17 protein-coding genes and 1 tRNA gene are annotated in these 19,636 nt (G+C 65.3%); 2 read left to right on the top strand and 16 right to left on the bottom strand.

The genetic code is table 11. The annotated features are described in order from the left end of the window. Positions 1-154: 154 nt before the first annotated feature. The 9 genes from MB818_RS02130 to MB818_RS02090 form a co-directional block, all read right to left on the bottom strand. Positions 155-1,855 (bottom strand): alkaline phosphatase family protein, encoded by a 1,701-nt coding sequence (locus MB818_RS02130; RefSeq protein ID WP_238903728.1) that lies wholly within the window; start codon positions 1,853-1,855, stop codon positions 155-157. 45 nt (positions 1,856-1,900) lie between these two features. Next, positions 1,901-3,859 carry a multiheme c-type cytochrome gene (locus MB818_RS02125; protein WP_238903727.1) on the bottom strand — a complete coding sequence of 653 codons (1,959 nt, stop codon included), beginning with the start codon at positions 3,857-3,859 and terminating at the stop codon, positions 1,901-1,903. 21 nt (positions 3,860-3,880) lie between these two features. Next, complete coding sequence (locus MB818_RS02120) at positions 3,881-5,140, bottom strand: hypothetical protein (RefSeq protein WP_234183485.1); 1,260 nt, start codon at positions 5,138-5,140, stop codon at positions 3,881-3,883. Beyond that, positions 5,137-6,678 carry a VWA domain-containing protein gene (locus tag MB818_RS02115; protein WP_234183486.1) on the bottom strand — a complete coding sequence of 514 codons (1,542 nt, stop codon included), beginning with the start codon at positions 6,676-6,678 and terminating at the stop codon, positions 5,137-5,139. Before MB818_RS02115 ends, MB818_RS02120 begins: the two co-directional genes overlap by 4 nt. Then, positions 6,675-7,658: a VWA domain-containing protein gene (locus MB818_RS02110; RefSeq protein WP_238903725.1), complete on the bottom strand. Its 984-nt coding sequence runs from the start codon at positions 7,656-7,658 to the stop codon at positions 6,675-6,677. The genes MB818_RS02115 and MB818_RS02110 overlap by 4 nt, the downstream gene beginning before the upstream one ends. Then, positions 7,655-8,140, bottom strand: coding sequence for a DUF4381 domain-containing protein (locus MB818_RS02105; RefSeq protein WP_234215717.1), 486 nt, complete (start codon positions 8,138-8,140; stop codon positions 7,655-7,657). Before MB818_RS02105 ends, MB818_RS02110 begins: the two co-directional genes overlap by 4 nt. Beyond that, the gene (locus MB818_RS02100) at positions 8,137-9,120 is read right to left on the bottom strand and encodes a DUF58 domain-containing protein (protein ID WP_234215719.1); all 984 of its coding nucleotides are present in this window, start codon (positions 9,118-9,120) and stop codon (positions 8,137-8,139) included. The genes MB818_RS02105 and MB818_RS02100 overlap by 4 nt, the downstream gene beginning before the upstream one ends. Positions 9,121-9,130: 10 nt before the next feature. After that, the gene (locus MB818_RS02095) at positions 9,131-10,123 is read right to left on the bottom strand and encodes an AAA family ATPase (RefSeq protein WP_238903724.1); all 993 of its coding nucleotides are present in this window, start codon (positions 10,121-10,123) and stop codon (positions 9,131-9,133) included. 130 nt (positions 10,124-10,253) lie between these two features. Then, complete coding sequence (locus MB818_RS02090) at positions 10,254-11,753, bottom strand: arylsulfatase (RefSeq protein WP_439653266.1); 1,500 nt, start codon at positions 11,751-11,753, stop codon at positions 10,254-10,256. Positions 11,754-11,948: 195 nt separating this feature from the next. On the opposite strand from MB818_RS02090, the gene MB818_RS02085 reads away from it, so the two are divergent. Further along, a complete protein-coding gene (locus MB818_RS02085) occupies positions 11,949-12,623 on the top strand; it encodes a Crp/Fnr family transcriptional regulator (RefSeq protein WP_234166607.1) in 675 nt (224 codons plus the stop codon). Between the two features lie 82 nt (positions 12,624-12,705). On the opposite strand, the gene MB818_RS02080 is transcribed toward MB818_RS02085, so the two are convergent. Further along, positions 12,706-12,782, bottom strand: a tRNA-Arg gene (locus tag MB818_RS02080). 97 nt (positions 12,783-12,879) lie between these two features. Between MB818_RS02080 and MB818_RS02075 the strand changes: the two genes are divergently transcribed. Further along, a complete protein-coding gene (locus MB818_RS02075) occupies positions 12,880-14,367 on the top strand; it encodes a fused MFS/spermidine synthase (RefSeq protein ID WP_238903722.1) in 1,488 nt (495 codons plus the stop codon). A 101-nt stretch (positions 14,368-14,468) separates the two neighbouring features. On the opposite strand, the gene MB818_RS02070 is transcribed toward MB818_RS02075, so the two are convergent. The 6 genes from MB818_RS02070 to MB818_RS02045 are packed head-to-tail and all read right to left on the bottom strand — an operon-like array spanning position 14,469 to position 19,635. Then, positions 14,469-15,689, bottom strand: a complete 1,221-nt coding sequence (locus MB818_RS02070; RefSeq protein ID WP_234145616.1) for a cysteine desulfurase — start codon at positions 15,687-15,689, stop codon at positions 14,469-14,471. Next, entirely contained in the window at positions 15,682-16,269 is a 588-nt protein-coding gene (locus tag MB818_RS02065; RefSeq protein ID WP_234136685.1) for a YIP1 family protein, read from the bottom strand. Before MB818_RS02065 ends, MB818_RS02070 begins: the two co-directional genes overlap by 8 nt. Then, positions 16,266-16,751 carry a YIP1 family protein gene (locus MB818_RS02060; RefSeq protein ID WP_234162538.1) on the bottom strand — a complete coding sequence of 162 codons (486 nt, stop codon included), beginning with the start codon at positions 16,749-16,751 and terminating at the stop codon, positions 16,266-16,268. The genes MB818_RS02065 and MB818_RS02060 overlap by 4 nt, the downstream gene beginning before the upstream one ends. Further along, entirely contained in the window at positions 16,751-18,031 is a 1,281-nt protein-coding gene (gene sufD / locus MB818_RS02055; RefSeq protein WP_234183499.1) for a Fe-S cluster assembly protein SufD, read from the bottom strand. The genes MB818_RS02060 and sufD overlap by 1 nt, the downstream gene beginning before the upstream one ends. Continuing rightward, positions 18,031-18,786 carry a Fe-S cluster assembly ATPase SufC gene (gene sufC / locus MB818_RS02050; RefSeq protein WP_234136682.1) on the bottom strand — a complete coding sequence of 252 codons (756 nt, stop codon included), beginning with the start codon at positions 18,784-18,786 and terminating at the stop codon, positions 18,031-18,033. The genes sufD and sufC overlap by 1 nt, the downstream gene beginning before the upstream one ends. Positions 18,787-18,798: 12 nt before the next feature. Continuing rightward, positions 18,799-19,635 (bottom strand): polysaccharide pyruvyl transferase family protein, encoded by an 837-nt coding sequence (locus MB818_RS02045; RefSeq protein WP_238903720.1) that lies wholly within the window; start codon positions 19,633-19,635, stop codon positions 18,799-18,801. Position 19,636: the final 1 nt, after the last annotated feature.

The raw sequence follows: 19,636 nt of genomic DNA, 5'->3' as shown, positions 1-19,636 counted from the left end.
CCCCTGGCATATTCATGTTGCAAGCGGCATCCGCGCCTGTTTCAGGATCAGAACCGCAAATACTGTCGGTTCGGGCACAATGGCCCGATCGCGGAACCGGATACCGCCCCCTGAATGACTGTGCCTCTATTCGCCCGTGGTACCGGCCTCCCGCTCAGTCCAGCACCTCGGTCAATGGAACCCCGGTCGCGCCAGAGGGCGGCTTGGTGCCCAGATAGGCGGCGATGGTCGGCGCCACGTCCACCGTTTCGACATGGCGCGCAATGCGTGCCGGGGGGATGCCGGGGCCATGAAAGATCACCGGTACATGGGTGTCATAGGTCCACGGCGACCCATGCGCCGAGGCCACCGTCAGCCCGTCAAAATCGGCGATGAACCAATGCGGTTCGAACACGACATAGATATCGCCCGACCGGTCGCGGTGAAAGTTGCGGCGCACCGCGTCCACCACCTTGCCCTCGCCGATCTGCCCCTCGCGCAAGCGGCGGCTGGATACGGCAAGGTCGATGCCCGGCAGCAGGTCAAGTTCACGCGCAACCGAATCCTCGACCGTCGCCGGATCGAGCCCCTTCTCTGCAATCAGCTCGCGGTTGAGATAGACATAGGGGCTGGAAAAGTTGCGGATCAGCGCGCGCGCCTCGCCGAATTGCGCGCCCAGACGCACGAAACCGGGCTCTGTATCGACGCGCTCGAAATCGAAAGTGCCGGCCTTGATGCCATGGGTGGCAAGGTAGCCCGGGTTCTCGGGAGAGCCATGATCGGCGGACAGCACCACCAGCACCTGATCCAGCCCGACCCTGTCATCCACGAAATCAAGGAGATCGGCCAGCGTCCGGTCGAGGCGTCGAATGTTGTCTTCGGCCTCCAGGCTCGACGGCCCGAAGACATGCCCGACATAGTCGGTCGAAGACAGCGAGATGGACAGGTAATCGGGCACCGCGTCCTGCCCGATACCCTCGGCCTCGATCAGCGCCTTGGCGAAATCCACGGTGATCTCGTCGCCTGCCGGGCTGAGCGTCAGGCGGGTGGTGTAATACTTGTCATCCGCCTCTCCCCAGGGATGGGGAAAGCTGCGCCCGAAACCGGGAAAGTCGGTCTCCCACGGCTGGTCGTCGCGGGTGCCGAACATGTAGCTTTCGGGCGCGTCCGCGAGCGTCCAGCTTGTCCCGGCATACGAGGTGACCATGCCCGAACCGTTCCAGTCGCTCACCCAGCCGGGGTAGTCGTCGCGGTAAAAGGTCGAGGTTACGAACCGCCCCTCGGATTTCGAGAACCAATAGGCCTGACCGGTATGGCCGGCCATCGAAATCGCGCCCCGATCCTTGATCGACACGCCAAAGATCAGCGCCTCGGGACCAAAGAACATGCCGATCTCGTCGGCGATGGTCGAGGTCAGGATATTGCCGGGCGAGCGGCCATCGGTGGTGGCGGCGCGCTGGGTCGGGTCGATCTCGGTCGCCGCATCGACCCCGGCGGCGCCCACCAGCGGATAGTCGGGATCCTGCACATTGTAGACCTGACCGCCCTCGACCCGGTCGAACCAGACATTGGCGACCATCCCGTGCACCGCCGGATCGGCACCGGTGGCCAGCGTGGTGTGGCCGACGATGGTTTCGGTATTGGCATGGCCGTGATGGGCCTGGGTGAAATGGACACCGCCCCGGATCAGGCGGCGGAACCCGTCCTCGCCAAGTCCCGCACCGAACCTTTCGATCAGGTCGCCGCGCAATTGATCGACGGTGATCTGCAAGACCAGTTTCGGACGTTCCTGTGCCAGGGCGGGTACGGCGGGTGCAATGCAGGCTAGTGCCGCAACCAGCGCAGGCGCCGTCATTCTTGGGCTGCTGTTCACCATCTTGTTCCTCCTCCAAGTCAATTGTCCGGACCGCACGCGCTGCCGCTACTGTTCAGCAACCGAGCGTTTCATCTCGTTGAGCGCCGCACTATGCGGCAATTTCTCCAACGCCTCGTCAAGCACCCCGGCCGTAGCGTCGGGCCCGTCCATCGCCGCGGCGATGCGCGCCAGCATGATCCAGGCCTCCTCGCGTTGCGGGTCCATCGCGATCACCTGCCGGAACGCGCCGCGCGCGGCCGGGATGTTGCGCATGGTCAGCGCCATGCCCGCCATCACCATATGGGTTTCGGGGAAATCGACACGTGCTGCAAGCGCCCTGCGCCAGTCGGTCATCGCTGCCTGCATCTGCGCCTCGATGCGGGCCGGCAGCCGCGCAATGGGAGCATCCAGCATCGCCTTGGCGGTCTCGATCCGCACCATGCGCACCGGATCCGCCAGCAGCGGGATCAGCCGCTGCACACGTGTCTGAGGGGGCGCCGCGCGCTGAACCCCGATCGCCGCGGCGCGCACGAGGGGATCGTCGTCCTCTAGCAGCCCGGCCAGGAACTCGGCACTGTTGGCATCGCCCCCCTGAGACAAGAGCCAGAGTGCCGTCGCGCGGACCAGCCCGGCCTGATCCCGATCCTGGGCCAGGATGCGCAACCCCGGCCCCGCCGCGACCGGATCGGCCCGCCCGGCTGCCAGCACCGTGCCGTAATGCGTACGTTTGGCCGCATCGGGATACCGTTTGGCGATTTCCGCCGCCGCCCAGCCAGCATCCTGATCCGCATGGCAATCGGTACAGGCATCGGGCCCGCCGGTAACCGCCACCAAATCCGGGCGCGGGATGCGGAAACTGTGATCGCGCCGCCCGTCTATCCCCATGTAATCACGCTCGATCATATGGCAGGACTTGCATTCTGCCCCGGCAGAGCCCTTGGGGTGGAAGGTATGCGCGGGATCGTCGTAGAGCGCTGCTTTCAGGCTGGGAAAGCGCGGGTTCGCCGCCGGGGAGTGGCACTGGGTACACAGGCTGTTATCCTCGGCCCGCAGCGTCGCGCCATGCGGCTCGTGACAGTCCAGACAGCCCACCCCGCGCTGATACATCTTCGATTGCAGGAACGAACCATAGACATAGACCTCGTCCAGGATCTGGCCGTCGGCGTGATAGAGACCCGGCCGCAAAAGCGACAGCGTATAGGCGTCGTGATAGGGCGTCCCCGGTATCGGGTTGCCCTGCCCCATCGGCTCGCGCCGGGAATGGCAGCCGGCACATTGCTGGATCATCGCCTCGGTGCCGGCGGTGTTGAAGTCCATGGCAAGCCCATAGCCCTCGGGCGGCAGCAGCGGGTCCTGCGGGCTTCGCTCGCGAGCGGTTTCGGCCCAGGTCACATGCGCGGAACCGGGGCCATGGCAGGCCTCGCAGCCCACGCCGATCTCGGCCTGTTGCGAGTGGTAGCTGTCGCTTGCCGCATCGTAATTCTTCTCGAACCCGGTTGCGTGGCATTCGGCGCAGCGTGCGTTCCAGTTCTTGTAGGGGCCGGTCCAGTGCAGGCCGTCGCCCGGCGGCAGGTCCTGTTCGGGGTAAAGGTGGTACCAGCGGGCGCCGTCGACATCCCAGACCACGTCGAAGCTCTGAAGTCGCCCCGGTTCGGTCTCGATCAGGTATTGCTGAAGCGGCGCGATCCCGGCGACCGAGTGGATATCATGAGTCTTTTCGCTGCCGTCGACCTCGGTGATGGTGACGCGAAACTGTGCGCCCGCGCGGCTAAAGGCATAGCGCACCCCGTCATGGTTGAACTCGCTGTCATCGAAATCGGCCAGCACGGTCTCGGGCGTCGGCAGGGTCCAGGCCAGCGCGTGATGCGAGCCTTGCCAAGCCTTGGCCTCGCCCTCGTGGCAGTTGGCGCAACTGGCCGAGCCGACGTAATCGGCGCTTCCGGTCTCCGTGTCACCGGTCTGCGCCAGGGATGGCATCGCCAGGCTGATACAGGCCAGAACCGCGACAAGGAGGGAACGAAACATGGGCGACTCCGGTTTGCGCGGTCAGCGCGGATTGAGCGGGGGCAACCCGGCCAGCTGATGATGGCCCGCGCGGTTGGGGCTGTAAACCGCAAGTGCCCGGTCAAGCGCACGCCAGTCCGCCAAATCGCCTCTGGATGCAGGTCCATAGAGCGCCGCGCCGAGCGCCCTGAGCGCGCTGGCGATGGCCGGATCGCGGCGCGGGTCCGTGGTGCCGAGCCGCGCCGCCCAGAGATCGAGCGCGGCCAGCGTCGCCGACAGATCGCGCCGCCGCGCCGCGTCGATGGCCAAGCTGCGCGCGTGCGCAGGCGAGGCAAGATAGCGGCTAAGCCGGGCCGCGCGCCAGCGTTTCCAGCGCCGCAGCGCTGGGCGGACGGCAAATGCGACGACACCCAGCACCAGCACCAGCACCAGTGCGCCCAGGATCAGCAGCTGTAGCGAAAGCGCGGGCACACTGCGCGCGACGGGCGCGTCCACGGTCAGATCGACCCCCGGCACCGAGGCCGTTTCCACCTGACCGGTTTCCAGGTTGTACCAGTCGAGCGTGACCGGCGGGGCGGCGCCGCTGCCGCCGCTTTGCGCCAGATAGGTCACCCGCTCGACCCGGCTGCCGCCCGGTTCGCCGCGCGTTTCGGTTTCGCTCAGCACCGGTTCGGACGGGTAGACTGTCAGCCCGGTGACCGGTTCGACGGCTAACAACCCCGGCAGCAGCATCGCCGGTCCGCCCTCGATCGTGGCGGTCACTTCACGGATCACGCTGTCACCGGGGCCAAGGGGCGCTGTTGCCCCGGTTACCTCTTGCGTCAGCGTCACCGCGCGGGCGGCGATGAACGGGTCCAGCCCCTCGGCGCCATCGGGCAGGATGCCGGTGATCGTGATCGCCTCAATTGGCACGACCTCTTCACGGGGGGCAGCGCTGTCGGGATCGGCCCAGGTCACGATCAGTTCCTGCGGCGGGATCACGAAGCGGCCCGGCACCAGCGGCGTGATCCGGTAGCGCCGCGAGACCCCGGACCAGGTGTCGCGGTCAATCCGTTCGCTGATCGGGTTTGTCGCCCGTTCGGGCAGGCGAACCATCAGGTTCGGCGCCTCGAAAGTGGGGAAGACCACCGGTTTGGGCAACCATGTGGGCACCAGCACCGTGATCCGCAGGTCAAGCGGCTGGCCCGGTATCGTCTCGGCGGTCTCAAGCTCCACCGTCACGCGGGGCACGTCCTGCGCGCGGGCCGGTCCCGTCACGATAAGCGAGAGCACCGCAAGGACCAGGAACAGCGCGCCTCTCATTGACCCGCCCCCGATGCCTCGAACCGGAACCGATAGCGCAGGAAATCCCCCGTTCGGGTGTCGACCGTGTTCATCCACTGGTCACTGGTCAGGATCGCCTCATCACCGCGCGGTTGCCGATCGGTCTGGGTGCCGACGCCCCGGTTGGCCTCGTTGTCAAACACCACGTCATCGGCGCCGATGCCGGTTTCTTCGCCCGTGTCCGAGGCCTCGCGGGCATCCTCGACATAGGTCACGATGCGCCGCGCGGTTTCCAGGTTCTCTGCCGCGCCGGGAAAGTCCGGGTCGCGCTCCAGCGTGGCTTCAAAAGCGCGCACGCCGTCGCGATACTGGCGGTTCTTGATATGGGCAAGGCCCTGGGTAAAAGAGGCCTCGGGCGTCTCCAGCCGGTTCAGCACCTCGATCGCCTCGTCATAGCGCCCGGCTCGATAGAGCGCGTGACCCTTCCACATCGGATCGGCAAAAAGGTCACCCGCGCCTGTGAAGTCGTTCCGGTTGAACGCGCGATAGCCCTGCTGGTCGGGTGTCAGGAACCAGTCGGCCAGCCCGTCGGCCCGTGCGGCACCAGGGTTGAGTCCGACCGAGGCGACAAGGCAAAGCGCACCCCAGCGCATGGTCCAGCCCTGCCGGAACCACAACAGCGCCAGCAGCGCGGCGGGCACCGCCAGCCACCAGCCGCGATCTTCCCAGGGCTGGCTGTCATCATCCAGCAGCGCGCGGCGGTAATCCACATTCAGGATCCGGTCCAGCCGCTGCACGTCGCTGTCATCCGTTGTCGCCCGGACCACCGGCACCGCGCCAAGCCGGTCCAGCCCGATATCCGAAACGCCATCGGGCAGCATCGCCAGAACGGTCGTCGCCGCACCGGCCCCGGCGGAGTCGAAGGCTGCCACATCGGCACTGTCCAGCCCGTCCGCCACGACCAGCACCCCGCCTACGCCTTCGGCGGCAAGGATCTCTTGCGCCAAAGACAGCGCGGCGGTGGCATTCGCGCCCTCCTGCGGCATCACATCGGGCGTCAGCCCCTCAAGATAAGGCAGCATCACCTGCGCGTCCTCGGTAAAGGGCAGGACCCGGTGCGCCGTCCCGGCATAGGCCACAAGGGCGGTGCGCGCCCCGGCGCGCAGGTCCAGCAGGTCGCGGATCTTGAACTTGGCGCGCTCCAGCCGGCTTGGCGCCAGATCGGGCGTGGTCATCGAAGGCGTGACCTCGAGCACGATGACCACCGGACCGGTCTGGGCCAGAAAGGGATCGGCCTGCCGGGTCCAGGACGGGCCTGCGGCGCCGATCACCGCCAATGCCAGCAGCGCCGAGACATGGTCGATGGGCAAATATCGCCGGGCCGCGCCACCGCCCACGGTCAACGCCGCCAGCAGATGCGGCGCGATCCCCTCGGGCAGCGGCGGCTTGCGGGTCGCCGCGCGCCGGTTCATCCACCACAGCGCCGCCAGCGGCACCAACAGGAAGAGGAACAGCGGGCGCAGGAAGTGGAACGCGGCAACCACCAGCCCGAGTTCGGAAAGCAGGATCTCGCTCATGCCGCCCTCCGCCCGCTGCGCGCGGCAGTCAGCAGCCCCAGCGCCCCGATCCCAAGCACCGCCACCAGCCCAAGCAGCCATGAGGACAGAACCCTGCGCGGACGATACGAAACCTGTTCGACCAGCCGGGGGGACAGCGCGTCGATCCGCTGATAGACACCGGCCAGCGCCTCTACGTCCGAGGCGAAAAAGGCGCTGCCGCCGGTTCGGCTGGCGATATCGGCCAGCGTGCGGGTATCGACGCGGGTGTCACCGCTGGCCTGCGGGTCGCCCACCGCAATCGTGTGGATCTCGACCCCGCGCGCGCGGGCGATCTCGGCCGCGTTGAGCGGGCTCATCCGGCTGCCGGTATCGGCGCCGTCGGACAACAGGATCAACAGGCGCTGCTCGACCTCGCTGATTTCAAAGGTGCGAATGGCCAGACCGATCGCGTCGCCGATGGCGGTATGTGGCCCGGCCATCCCGACCTCGGTCTGCTCGACCAGTGCGGCGATGGTGGCCAGATCCTCGGTCAGCGGCGCCTGGAGAAAGGCCTGGGTGCCGAACACGATCAGCGCGATCCGGTCGCCCTCGCGCTCGGCCACGAAGCGGCTCACCACATCTTTGACCGCATCCAGACGTTGCAGACGGGTGCCATCTGGGGCGGCGAAATCGACGATGTCCATCGAGCCGGAAATGTCGATGGCCAGAACCACATCGCGGGCCGAGCGTGTCATCTCGATCGGGGCGCCCAGCCGTTCGGGTCGTGCCAACGCCAGCACCAGCAGCACCCAGACGGTAATCGCCACCGTCATCTGGAGCCGGGTCCGCCGCAGGATCACCGCCCCCTCGCCAGGTGTCACCTCTGCCGCACGTACGATCTGGCGAAAGAAGGGAAAGCGCAGTGCCGAGACCTGCTCGCGCCGCGCAGGCAGAAAGCGCCAGACCACAAGCGGCAGCGGCAGGAGCAACAGCGCAAGTGGAAAGCCGAGGGCGATCATCGCGACACCTCGCGCCGATGGCGGCGGATCCAGCGTGCGGCCAGATCGGCAAGACCGGAGGGCGCGGTACTGCCCGACCGATAGGGCGCGCTGGCCAGTGCCTGTCCGGGTCCCTGGGTGAACGCCGTGCCACCCCCACCGGTCCGGTCGAGAAAAACCAGCCATTCGGTCCCGCTCAACCCGGCCACCTCATGTCGCGGAAAGGCCACCAGCGCGGTGCGCCGCAGCACTTCGGCGATCACCACCGGGTCGCCGCCCGCGCGTGCCAGAGCGGCCAGCGCCGCGCGCCGGTAGCGATTGGCGTGATAATGGCGCCACCAGCGCCAGAGGCCATAGACCACAGCAACGCCGGCAAGCACTGCCAGCACCGCCCAACCGGCGGTTTGCGGCAGCATCGACACTGGCGGCGGCGGGTCGGGTGGCACCAGCTGGCCGATCAGATCGACCAGAGTGACCGGCGGGTCCTGTCCCTGCTCGCTCATCTCGGGCCAAGCCCCATCAGACGTTTCATCTGGGTCAGGCTGTCCTCGGCCGCGCTCAGCGGCAGCACCGGCACGCGATAACGGCGCTGCCAGTCCAGCACCTCGGCCAGACGTCCGCGCGACATCTCGCGCAGGTCGCGATGCACCGTCGTGTTTCCGGTGTCGATCTCGGCCTGAAGCTCACCATCAGAGATCACCAGTTTCAGCCCCTCGGGAACATCGTCCGCGATGGGGTCGGTCACCAGCCCCAGGATCAGGTCGTTCTGGCGCGACAGGGCATTGACCAGTTTCTGCGTCAGCTCGTCGATCACGTCGAAATCGGAAAAGACAAGGATCAGGTGATTGCGCGGCGCGATCCGTCCCACCGCTTGCAACACGTCGTTCAGGCCGACCGGCGCCACCTTGGGGGCATCGGCCCGCAACAGCGCATTGGCCCGCGTGATGGCCAGCAGCAACCGGTCCAGCGCGGCGCGGCTTCGCTGGGGCCGGATCTCGGCAAGGGTCTCGTCGCCAAAGACGATGCCACCGACCCGGTCGCCCTGATCGAGAATGCGGAAGGCGGCAAGTGCCGCGCATTCCGCCGCCGTGACCGATTTCATGTTCAGCACCGAACCGAAGAACATCGACATCCGCTGATCGACCACGATCAACGTCGGGCGGTCGCGCTCTTCGGTGAAGACCCGGACATGCGGCCTGCCGGTGCGCGCCGTCACCTTCCAGTCGATCGAGCGGATATCGTCCGAAGGCAGGTAGTCGCGCAATTCCTCGAAATTCAGCCCGCGCCCGCGCATCCGCGACGCATGGCGTCCGTTCAGCGCGCTGCCGGCAGGTTGGCGTGGCAGAAAGCTGAGCGTCCTGGCGCGGCCTTCGAGCTTGCGCAGATGCGCAAGTTCCACATGCACACGCGGATCGGTTTCTGCGCCTGCCGGTGGCAGGGCGGGCAGTGTACCGGTCCGTATGCGGGCGGCCCTGTCGAACATCGTGACGGTCCTAGGTCAGTGCAACTTGCGCGATCATCTCAGAAATCACCCGGTCCGGGGTGATCCCGTCGCCCATCGCCTCGTATGTCAGTCCCAGCCGGTGTCGAAACACGTTGGGCGCCACCGCGCGGATATCGGCGGGATCGACATAATCGCGCCCTTCCAGCCAGGCATGGGTGCGCCCGCATTTATCGAGCGCCAGCGAGGCGCGCGGGCTGGCGCCCACCCCGACCCAGCGGCCCAGATCGGGCCCGAACCGGTCCGGCACCCGTGTCGCGTTGACCAGATCGGCCATGTAGCGTTCCATCGCGTCCGAGACGTGAATGCCGACGATCTCGCGCCGCGCCTCGAACACCGCCTCTTGCGAAATCGCGGGCGGACGTTCCTTTGCCACCTTGTCCTTGGGCGCATTGGCGGCGGCCTCTTCGCCACGCACAAGGCGGATCACCTTCACCTCGTCCTCGACCGGGGGATAGGTGATCATCACATGCATCAGGAACCGGTCCATCTGCGCCTCGGGCAAGGGATAGGTGCCCTCTTGTTCGATCGGGTTCTGGGTCGCCATCACCATGAACAGCGGCGGCATCTTGTGCGTGGTGCCGGAAACGGTCACCTGCCGCTCTTCCATTGCTTCCAGCAGCGCGGCTTGCACCTTGGCCGGGGCGCGGTTGATCTCGTCGGCCAACACGATATTGGCAAAGATCGGTCCCGGCTCGAAGCGGAACTCCGACCCCTTGTCTGTCTGGTAATACACCTCGGTCCCGGTCACGTCCGAGGGCAACAGGTCGGGCGTGAACTGGATGCGGCTGAAATCGGTCTCGAGGTTCTTGGCCAGCGCCTTGATCGCGCGTGTCTTGGCCAGCCCCGGCAGGCCTTCGACCAGCAGGTTGCCATTGGCCAGAAGCCCGATCACCAGCATCCGGATCACGTCCTGCTGGCCGATGATGGCATCGCCCATGCGCGCAATCAGGGTGTCGATCTCGTCGCGCGGCGTGCTGCCCATATGCGCCTCCGTCTTTCTCGGGTTTCTCTGCCGTCCCCTTGGTGGGGGCCGAACCGGGTGGCGGCCCGCCTGCCCGCCTCGGCAAGACAAGACCGGCGGGAATACACCCGCCGGCCCCGATGGCATCAGATCAGTTCGAACTGGTGTTCGAGGTCAGTTTCTCCAGCGCGGCACCCAGGTTGAAGCTGCCCGGCGACTGGCGCGGCGGGTAGTCCTTGTAGGTTTCCAGATGCTGGGTCACATAAGCCACTGCCGGCAGCACCATGAACGCCCGGTCGAACCGCCACATGTCGTAATTGGCCGATTCGTGATCCGCCCGCTCGAACGGGTCGCCCAGCAGATCGAACAGCTTGGGCAGACGCAGTTCAAAGAACGGTTCCTGCCAGACCTCGAAGCCGTGGCCGCGCTGCTCCAGGAACACCATCTTCCAGCGGCCATAGCGCAGGTTGGCCAGATCGCCGTCATCGGTCCAGTAGAAGAACTCCTTGCGCGGGCCCTCCTCGACCTCGCCCGAGAAATAGGGCAGCAGGTTGTAGCCGTCGAGATGCACCTTGTACTCGCGCCCGATCGCCGAATGACCGGTCAGGAGCTTGTCCTTGACGTCGGTCTCGCCCACGGCCGCGAGGATGGTGGGCAGCATGTCCTCGTGCGAGAAGATGTCGTTATAGACGGTGCCCGGTTCGATGACGCCGGGCCACTTGATCAGGGTCGGCACACGATAACCGCCTTCCCAGTTCGAGTTCTTCTCGTTGCGGAAGGGGGTGGTGCCGCCATCCGGCCAGCTGAACACCTCGGCCCCGTTATCCGAGGAATACATGATCACCGTGTTGTCGGCGATGCCCAGCTCTTCGACCTTGTCGAGAACCTGGCCCACGTGACCGTCATGCTCGACCATGCCATCGGCATAGATACCCAGCCCGGTGACACCATCGGATTCCGGCTTCAGGTGGGTGTTCACGTGCATCCGGGTGGTGTTGTACCACAGGAAGAACGGCTTGTCGGCGGCCACCGCGCGTTCCATGAAGTCGATGGCCGAGGCAGTCACCTCTTCGTCCACCGTCTCCATCCGCTTCTTGGTGAGCGGGCCGGTATCCTCGATCTGGCCATCCGAGGTTGCGCGAATGACGCCGCGCGGGCCGAAATTCTCGCGGAAACCGGGGATCTTCGGATAGTCGGGATGCTCTGGCTCTTCCTCGGCATTCAGGTGATAGAGATTGCCAAAGAACTCGTCAAAACCGTGATTGGTCGGCAGGTGCTCGTCCAGGTCGCCCAGGTGGTTCTTGCCGTATTGGGCGGTCATGTAGCCGTGATTCTTGAGCAGGCCCGCGATGGTCGGGTCCTTCTCGGACAGACCTTCCTTGGCGCCTGGCAGCCCGACCTTGAGCAGACCGGTCCGCAGCGGGCTTTGCCCGGTGATGAAGGCCGCGCGCCCGGCGGTACAGCTCTGCTGGCCGTACCAGTCGGTGAACAGCGCGCCCTCGGAGGCGATCCGGTCGATATTCGGCGTCCGGTATCCCATCATGCCCCGGTTATAGGCCGACGTGTTCATCCAGCCCACGTCATCGCCCCAGATGATCAGGAAATTTGGTTTCTGATCCTGCGCGATCGCGAAACTTGGCGCGATCGCCAACGTTAGTGCAACAGCGGCCTGCACCGCGCGTTGCCTCATTCTCAATGTGGCAGCCACGAACCTTCTCCTTTTTGAACTGACCGGATGTCTCAAAATGGTATCAAGAAACGAGTGGGCAAAAGTATCATTTGATTGTTTTGTGAAAATTCTCTCTTATTTTCTGAGGGTAACGGAAGACGTCAAGGAGTGCGCATCATGCCTGTCGATCCGGCTCTCTTTGGAGACAGCGGGTGGTTCGCCGCGTGTCCCGAGAGCCTGCGCGAGGCACTGGTTGCAAGGGGGCAGTGGCGCAAATACGCGCCGGGGGAACGGGCCACGGGCGATGTCGAGGCGCCGCAGGCCGGCATGTTCGGTGTCTATCAGGGGACCTTTGACATCAAGACTCCGCGCGCGGATGGTGAACTTGTCACCTTTCATTCCCTTTCCCGCGGGCACTGGATCGGCGATATCTCGATCCTGTCGGAGCAAAACCAGCTTGCCGTGATGGAGGCACGAGTCGCATCTGAAGTGCTGTTCGTTCCGGCCCCGGTGGTTCTCGACATCGTTACACGGACCCCAGCCCATTATCGCGATTTCTACCGGCTGACCCGGCGCAACATGAACATCGCGATCGAGGCGCTGATTGGTCTGGTCGCTTCAGATGCCGATCACAAGATCGCCTTTCGCCTGCTCCAGCTTGACCGCATGAACTGTGTTCCCGGCGGATGGCTGGACATGTCCCAGAACGACCTGGCCGAGATGCTTGGCCTGTCCATCGCCTCGGTCCGTCGCGGGCTGACAGAACTCGCCAGAGCAAATGCGATAGAACTCGGCTATGCCCGAATGCGTGTTCACCGGGCTAAGCTGGCTTCGTGGATCGAAACACACTGACGCCGGGGGGAACCTGTTCCAATCCGCCCTACCGCCTTGCGGTTCAAGGCGTTGGGTCAGGGATCAACAAAAGGGTTTGATATGGCGCACCCGAGAGGATTCGAACCTCTGGCCTCTGCCTTCGGAGGGCAGCGCTCTATCCAGCTGAGCTACGGGTGCCTGTGACCCGGGCTATACGGTATCGCCGCGGCCTCTGCAATCGTCAATCTGCGGATTTTTCTTGCCTTCGTCACAACAGCTTCGCCAAATGCGCGGCATGGCTCGTACCCCATCTTTGATGTTGCTGATCCTGCTTCAGGTCACCGTCTCCGCCGCCTCGCTGGTGGTCGAGATCGTGGCCGGTCGCATGTTGGCGCCCTATGTGGGCATGTCACTTTATACTTGGACTTCGGTCATCGCGGTGGTGCTGGCAGGGTTTTCTTTGGGGCACTGGATCGGCGGTGTCCTGGCCGAGCGTCCCGCAGCACGCGCGCTAAGGCTGACTGGTTGGACACTTGTCGCGGCCGCCCTCACCACCGCCGCTGCGGCGCTTCTTTTGCGCAGTCTTTCGGAACCGGTGCTGGAACTGGTCGCGCATCCTGTCTGGGGGATCGCGCTGCTGACATTGGCGGTGTTCTTTCTGCCCTCCTGCTTTGCCGGGGTGCCCGCACCGGTATTGGCCGCGTTGTCGGTGCAACGCGGCACGGGCGCGGGCCGCGCCCTGGGGGCGATGTTTGCCGCCGGGGCCATCGGCGCCATAGCCGGAACCTTGCTGGCGGGGTTCGTTTTCATTTCCTGGCTGGGTTCATCGCTCACGCTGATGGCGGTGACGGCGGTTTATGCGCTGTCGGCGCTGCTCTGTTTCCGCCTCGGTGGCGGGCGCTGGCTGGCGCCTCTCGTCGCTCTTGGGCTGGTTTTGTCGCTGGCTGTCGCGGCGCTGGCCGCACCCGATCCCTGCACCCGCGAAAGCCGCTATTACTGTATTCGCGTGATCGAGCTGGGCACGCCCGAGGCGCCCGAACGGCTGATGGTAATCGACCATCTGGGCCACGGGATCAGTGCCCGCGATATGCCGCTGACCATGTATACCGACCATGCCGCCATGTTGGACGCGCTGGCCCGCATCCGCGCGCCGCGCCCCGATTTCTCGTCCTTCTTCATCGGCGGTGGATCCTACTCGATCCCGCGCGCCTTTGCGCTGCGCGACACCGGCCCGCGCGTGGTGGCCGAGATCGACCCCGAGGTGACCCGCATTGCCGCTGCGCAATTCTGGTTCGATCCCGCCAGTGCCGAGATCCTGCACGAGGATGCCCGCCGAGCGCTGCTGACCCGGCCCGAGCGGCGCTATGACGTGATCCTGGGCGATGCCTTTACTGATGTGGCGGTGCCCGCCCATCTGGTGACGCGTGAATTCTTCGAACTGGCGCGCGACAGGCTGACCCCCGAAGGCACCTATCTGATGAACGTGATCGACTATCAGGATCGCTTGCAGGCACTGGCCGCGCTGGTGCACACGCTGGGCGCCGTCTTTCCCATGGTCGAGGTCTGGACCAGCACCACCCCGCCTCCACCGGGCGAACGCGCGGTCTTTGTCCTGGTCGCGGGCAACAGCCCCACCCCGCATTCGCGTTTCGTCACCCGTGCGCCCGAGCCCACCGAATATGGCGCGCTCGCCCCGGACTGGGTCGCGCAACTGGCCGCCATGGGCACGCTGCTGACTGACGACTTCGCGCCCATCGACCGGCTGATCGGCCGGCCCGACTAAGCCCCTTCATTCCGCCAGAAATACTCCGGGGGGAGGTGACAAAATTCGCCGAATTTTGTCAGCGGGGGGCAGAGCCCCCCGACGCCCTTGCCGATCAGCGATCAGGCAAACAGCTCATGGGCCAGTTCCAGCGCCTCGATCAGCGTGTCCACCTCGGCACGGGTATTGTAGAGGCCAAAGCTCGCCCGGCAGGTCGCGGTCACGCCCAGATGTTCCATCAGCGGACCCGCGCAATGATGGCCCGCGCGCACCGCGACGCCCTTCTTGTCGAGGATGGTCGAAATGTCATGGGCATGCGCCGCACCCTCAAGCGTGAAGGAAAAGATCGCCGCCTTGCCCGGCGCATGGCCCTGCACGTTCAGCCAGTTCAGCCCGGCGAAACGGCTGGCCGCATAGTCGCGCAACCCGGCCTCGTGGGCGGCGATGTTCTCCATCCCCAACGCCATCATGTAATCCAGCGCCACACCCATGCCGATGGTCTGTACGATGCCCGGCGTACCGGCCTCGAACTTCATCGGTGGATCGTTATAGATCACCGTGTCCTTGGTGACCTCCTTGATCATGTCGCCACCGCCCATGAACGGGCGCATCTCGGCCAGCCGCTCGGCCCGGGCATAGATCGCGCCCGAGCCGGAGGGACCATAAAGCTTGTGCCCGGTGATGGCGTAGAAATCGCAGCCCAGATCCCGCACGTCGACCGGCATATGCACCGCGCCTTGCGAGCCGTCGACCAGAACCGGCACGCCCTTGGCCCGGGCGCCCGCGCAGATGGATTTCACATCGACAACGGTGCCCAACACGTTGGAACACTGGGTGATCGCCACCAGTTTCGTCCGGGGGCCGATCGCGTCCAGCACCGCCTGAGGATCCAGCGACCCGTCGGGTTCGGGGTCGACCCATTTCAGCACCACGCCCTGGCGTTCGCGCAGGAAATGCCAGGGCACGATATTGGCGTGATGTTCCATGGTCGACAGCACGATTTCGTCGCCTGCCTGCATAAGCGGCATGGCCCAGCCATAGGCGACCATGTTGATCCCCTCGGTGGTGCCCGAGTTCAGCACGATCTCGTCCTCGGAGCCCGCGTTCAGGAACCGCGCCACGATGCCGCGCACCGCCTCGTATTTCTCGGTCGCGAGATTGGACAGGAAATGCAACCCGCGATGCACATTGGCATATTCCTCGGCATAGCCGCGGGTCACCGCGTCGATCACCGCCTGCGGTTTCTGGGCCGAGGCGCCATTGTCGAGATAGGTCAGCGGTTTGCCGTTCACCTGACGGGACAGGATCGGAAAATCGGCGCGGATGCGGTCGACGTCATACATAGGGGGTCGCTCCGGGGATTGGCCCTCCGACGAAGGACAACAGGACAAGTACGCCAACGGCGATGGCCAGTACCGACAGGATCAACACCGCCGCCGCACGCATGAGGGAATTCAGGCGATGGGCCTGATCGATGAAATGCAGGGTGACATACAGCGCCACCAGATTGGCAGCCAGCGCCAGCAAAGCCGACAACAGCGGTACGGTCAGCGCCAAGAGCAGGGTGGCGGCCTGCACCACCACCAGCACCAGCTGGATCCAGACCATCACCGCCATCACGTCCCAGAAAGAGCCCTCTCCACCCAGCAGCCGCCCGATCCGGTGGATCGCCGCGATGGTCAGGACCAGCCCGCCGCCCATCAAAGCGCCATAGCCAACCACCGATTGCGGGATGCCGGGCATCGCCATTGCGCCAAAGGCCATGTTGGACAGCCCGTGCAACAGGCTCGCCAGCGCCACCGAGAGAGCCAGCGAAAGCCACAACACTTCGCGTCCCGGCGCGCGGCTGAGAATCACCCGCGCCGCATTGGCCGGATCGGTCACGGTAAGGGCGGCAAGCGACCGCAGCTCGGCAGATGTCATGGGGCGGGCCTCTGAGCTTCTCTGAGATTGGTTAGCCAGAACCAGGCAAAGACCGCAACCCATATCAGCCCGACCAGGCTCAACGCCGGGCCGGGGCCGATGAAGCCCGCCACCAGCCCGTTGAGCAATACCAGCGGGGTCGAGGCCAAGAGCGACCAGAACAGTGCCAGCCGCGCGCCATAGGCGCTGCCCTGCCCGCCCAGCATGCGCGCGACCCAATGGGACAGCAACGCGATGACATAGAAAAGCAGCGGCAGCAGAAAGACGCTGCCGAGCAGCGCGCCGCCCATCAGCATGTTCAGATCGGCCTGTTCCAGATGCGCCCGCCGGGCCAGCGCCGGCAGCTGCGCGACAAAGGCGATGACACAGAACGCCATCACAAAGGCCAGCGCGCGATCCTCGCGCTGGCCCATGTCCAGCAGGTGACGCATCACCCGCGCCGGACCGCGATAGCTGGCCGCGATATCTCTGGTGACCGGCATCAGGCCCGCCGCGCCAGCCAGCCTTCGAGCCGCGAGACGATATCGGCAGCCAGAGCCTCGTCCTCGATCTCTTCGACGGCCTCTGCCAGAAAGGCGAGCGTCAGCAGATCGGTGGCCTCTTTTTGAGGCACGCCGCGCGAGCGCAGGTAGAACAGAGCGGTTTCGTCGATGGCGCCGCTGGTCGAGCCATGCGAACAGGCGACGTCATCGGCATAGATCTCCAGCTCGGGCTTGGCCAGGAACTGGCTGTCATCGTCCAACAGCAGCGACTGGCTGATCTGATAGCCGTCCGTTTTCTGCGCGCCGGGCTGAACCAGGATCTTGCCCTGGAACACGCCGGTGGCGCCATTGCGCAGTACCTTCTTGAACACCTGACGGCTTTCGCAGTTCACCGCGTCATGGGTCACGAACACGGTGTCGTCATGGTGGAAGTCACCATCACCCACGCAGGCGCCTGCCACATGGGCCACGCCCTCGTCTCCGGTCAGCTCGACCACCTGTTCATTGCGGGTCAGAACGCCGTTCACGGTCAGGGTAAAGGACTTGTAGACCGAACCCGCGCCCAGCCGGGTGAACATATGCGTCACCGCGCGGCGTTCATGGTCGCGGCCCTGGGCGCGCACATGATGCAAGGTGCCGCCATCAGCGATGTCGATCTCCATGCATTTGTTGAAGCGCGATGCGGCGGGGCCGTTTTCCAGGATGGTTACCTCGGCACCGCTTTCGACCCGGATCACGTGATGCAGCAGCGCGTCCGAGCTTTCCGAGGCATGGCGGTAGATCAGGCTGATCGGTTTCGACGGTTTGCCGGTCACGTGAATGGCGATGCCATCACCGGCAAAGGCGGTGTTCAGCGCCGCCAGCGGGCGCGGCACCGGCGACTGGCCACGTGCTTCAAGAACGCCGTACAAGTCCTTGGCCCAATGGATATCCTTGCAGCAGATATCCTCGATCCGCTCGATCCGCACGCCCTCCATCTCCAGCGCATCCGACGCCTCGGCATCGAAAACCCCGTCGACAAAGACGATCTTGAGCCGGTCGATGGCGTCGAACATCATCGGTTCGTCGGTGTGGAATGTCGCGGCGCGCGGCGCCTCGGGGGCGATCAGCGTATCGGGACGGGTGTATTTCCAGTACTCGTCGCGCCGTCCGGGCACGCCCATTTCACGCAGCCGCGCCAAAGCGGCCTCGCGCGCGGACTGGGTACAGCCGGCGGTGGGCAGCGTCAGCGTCGCCAGCAACGCCTCGGTCGCGGTCTGTTTCTGTGCAGGCACACCCATCAGTTCACCTCGGCCAGGATATCGGCGTAACCGTTGTTCTCGACCTCCAGCGCCAGCTCGGGGCCGCCGGATTTCACGATGCGGCCATCGGCCATGATATGCACGACATCGGGTTTGATGTGATCCAGCAGGCGCTGGTAATGGGTGATCACAAGGAAGCCGCGCCCGGCATCGCGCAGCGCGTTCACGCCCTCGGCCACCAGTTTCATCGCATCCACGTCAAGGCCCGAGTCGGTCTCGTCCAGGATGCACATCTTGGGTTCTAGCATCGCCATTTGCAGGATCTCGTTGCGCTTTTTCTCACCGCCCGAGAAGCCCACGTTGACCGGGCGTTTCAGCATGTCGGCGTCGATTTTCAGTGCCTTTGCCTTGGCGCGCACTTCTTTCAGGAAGTCGGCGGCGCTCAACTCTTCTTCGCCGCGTGCCTTGCGCTGGGCGTTCACCGCGGTGCGCAGAAAGGTCATGTTGCCCACGCCGGGGATCTCGACCGGGTATTGAAACGCCAGGAACAGGCCCGCGGCGGCGCGTTCCTCGGGCTCCATTTCCAGCAGATCGGCGCCCGACAGGGTGGCGGCGCCCTCGGTCACCTCGTACCCGTCGCGCCCCGACAGAACATAGCTGAGCGTCGATTTGCCCGACCCGTTCGGCCCCATGATCGCATGCACCTTGCCCGCCTCGACGGTCAGGTCCACACCTTTGAGGATCTGCTTGTCCTCTTCTTCAAGTTTCACGTGCAGGTTTTTGATTTCAAGCATGGTTTCCTCGTCTCAATTCGGTTCCGCCACAGCGGCGGAGGCAGGGGTTTGGGCGCGCATATGCGCCGGGAAAGCGGTCAGCAGATCGGCGCGGGCGCGGGCGATGCCCTCGGCCCAGGCCAGTCCGTCGTCGTCCTTGAGGCCACGCAGATGCGCGGGTACCTCGTCCAGCCTCAGCGGCATGTCCAGCGGACGGCCCACCGAGGCGGCATAGTCGTAATATTTCAGATGCTGCTGCCCGCCCGGCATCAGCCAGGTCGAGGGCACGCCGCAGGCATCGGCAACGATCAGCCCGTGCAGGCTGGCCGAGATCACATGCCGACAAGATGCGATGCGGCGGCAGACCTCCAGCGTGTCACCCGCGACGTCGATCAGTTCCAGCGCCGGTTCTGCGTCCAGCAGTGTCGCCAGCGCCGGATCGGCCAGCATCGAGTGATGCGGCACCAGCGCGATCCGATCATCGCGCGCGGGCAGCTCACCCAACAGGTCGCCCACCAGCAGGCCGGGATCGCCAAAGGCGCGCATCCTCAGCCCCAAAAGATCGGCGCTGAGCGGTCCACGCAGCAGCGCCACCTCGACATTCTCAAGAAACCCGATGGAACCCACCGGATGCAACAGCCCCGCGCCCCAGATCACCGGACGGCGCCCGTCGGGTGCCGGGTCGCCATAGTTGCGGCGCATCACCTGGATCAGCGAGCCGATGGCCAGCATCTCGCAATTCTTGGGCCCGGCATGGCGCACCGCACGGCCCGACACATGCGCCACCACCAGCGCCGACAGGGCGTCGCCGAAATTCGGCACGCCCTTCCACCAATACAGGCGGATCGGATCTGTGGGCAGCGCGCGCATC

This window comes from Ruegeria alba, from assembly GCF_022321465.1.
Classification (GTDB): domain Bacteria; phylum Pseudomonadota; class Alphaproteobacteria; order Rhodobacterales; family Rhodobacteraceae; genus Ruegeria_B; species Ruegeria_B alba.
The sequence above is the reverse complement of the archived record's forward strand: the minus strand, read 5'-3'. Positions and strand labels throughout refer to the sequence as shown.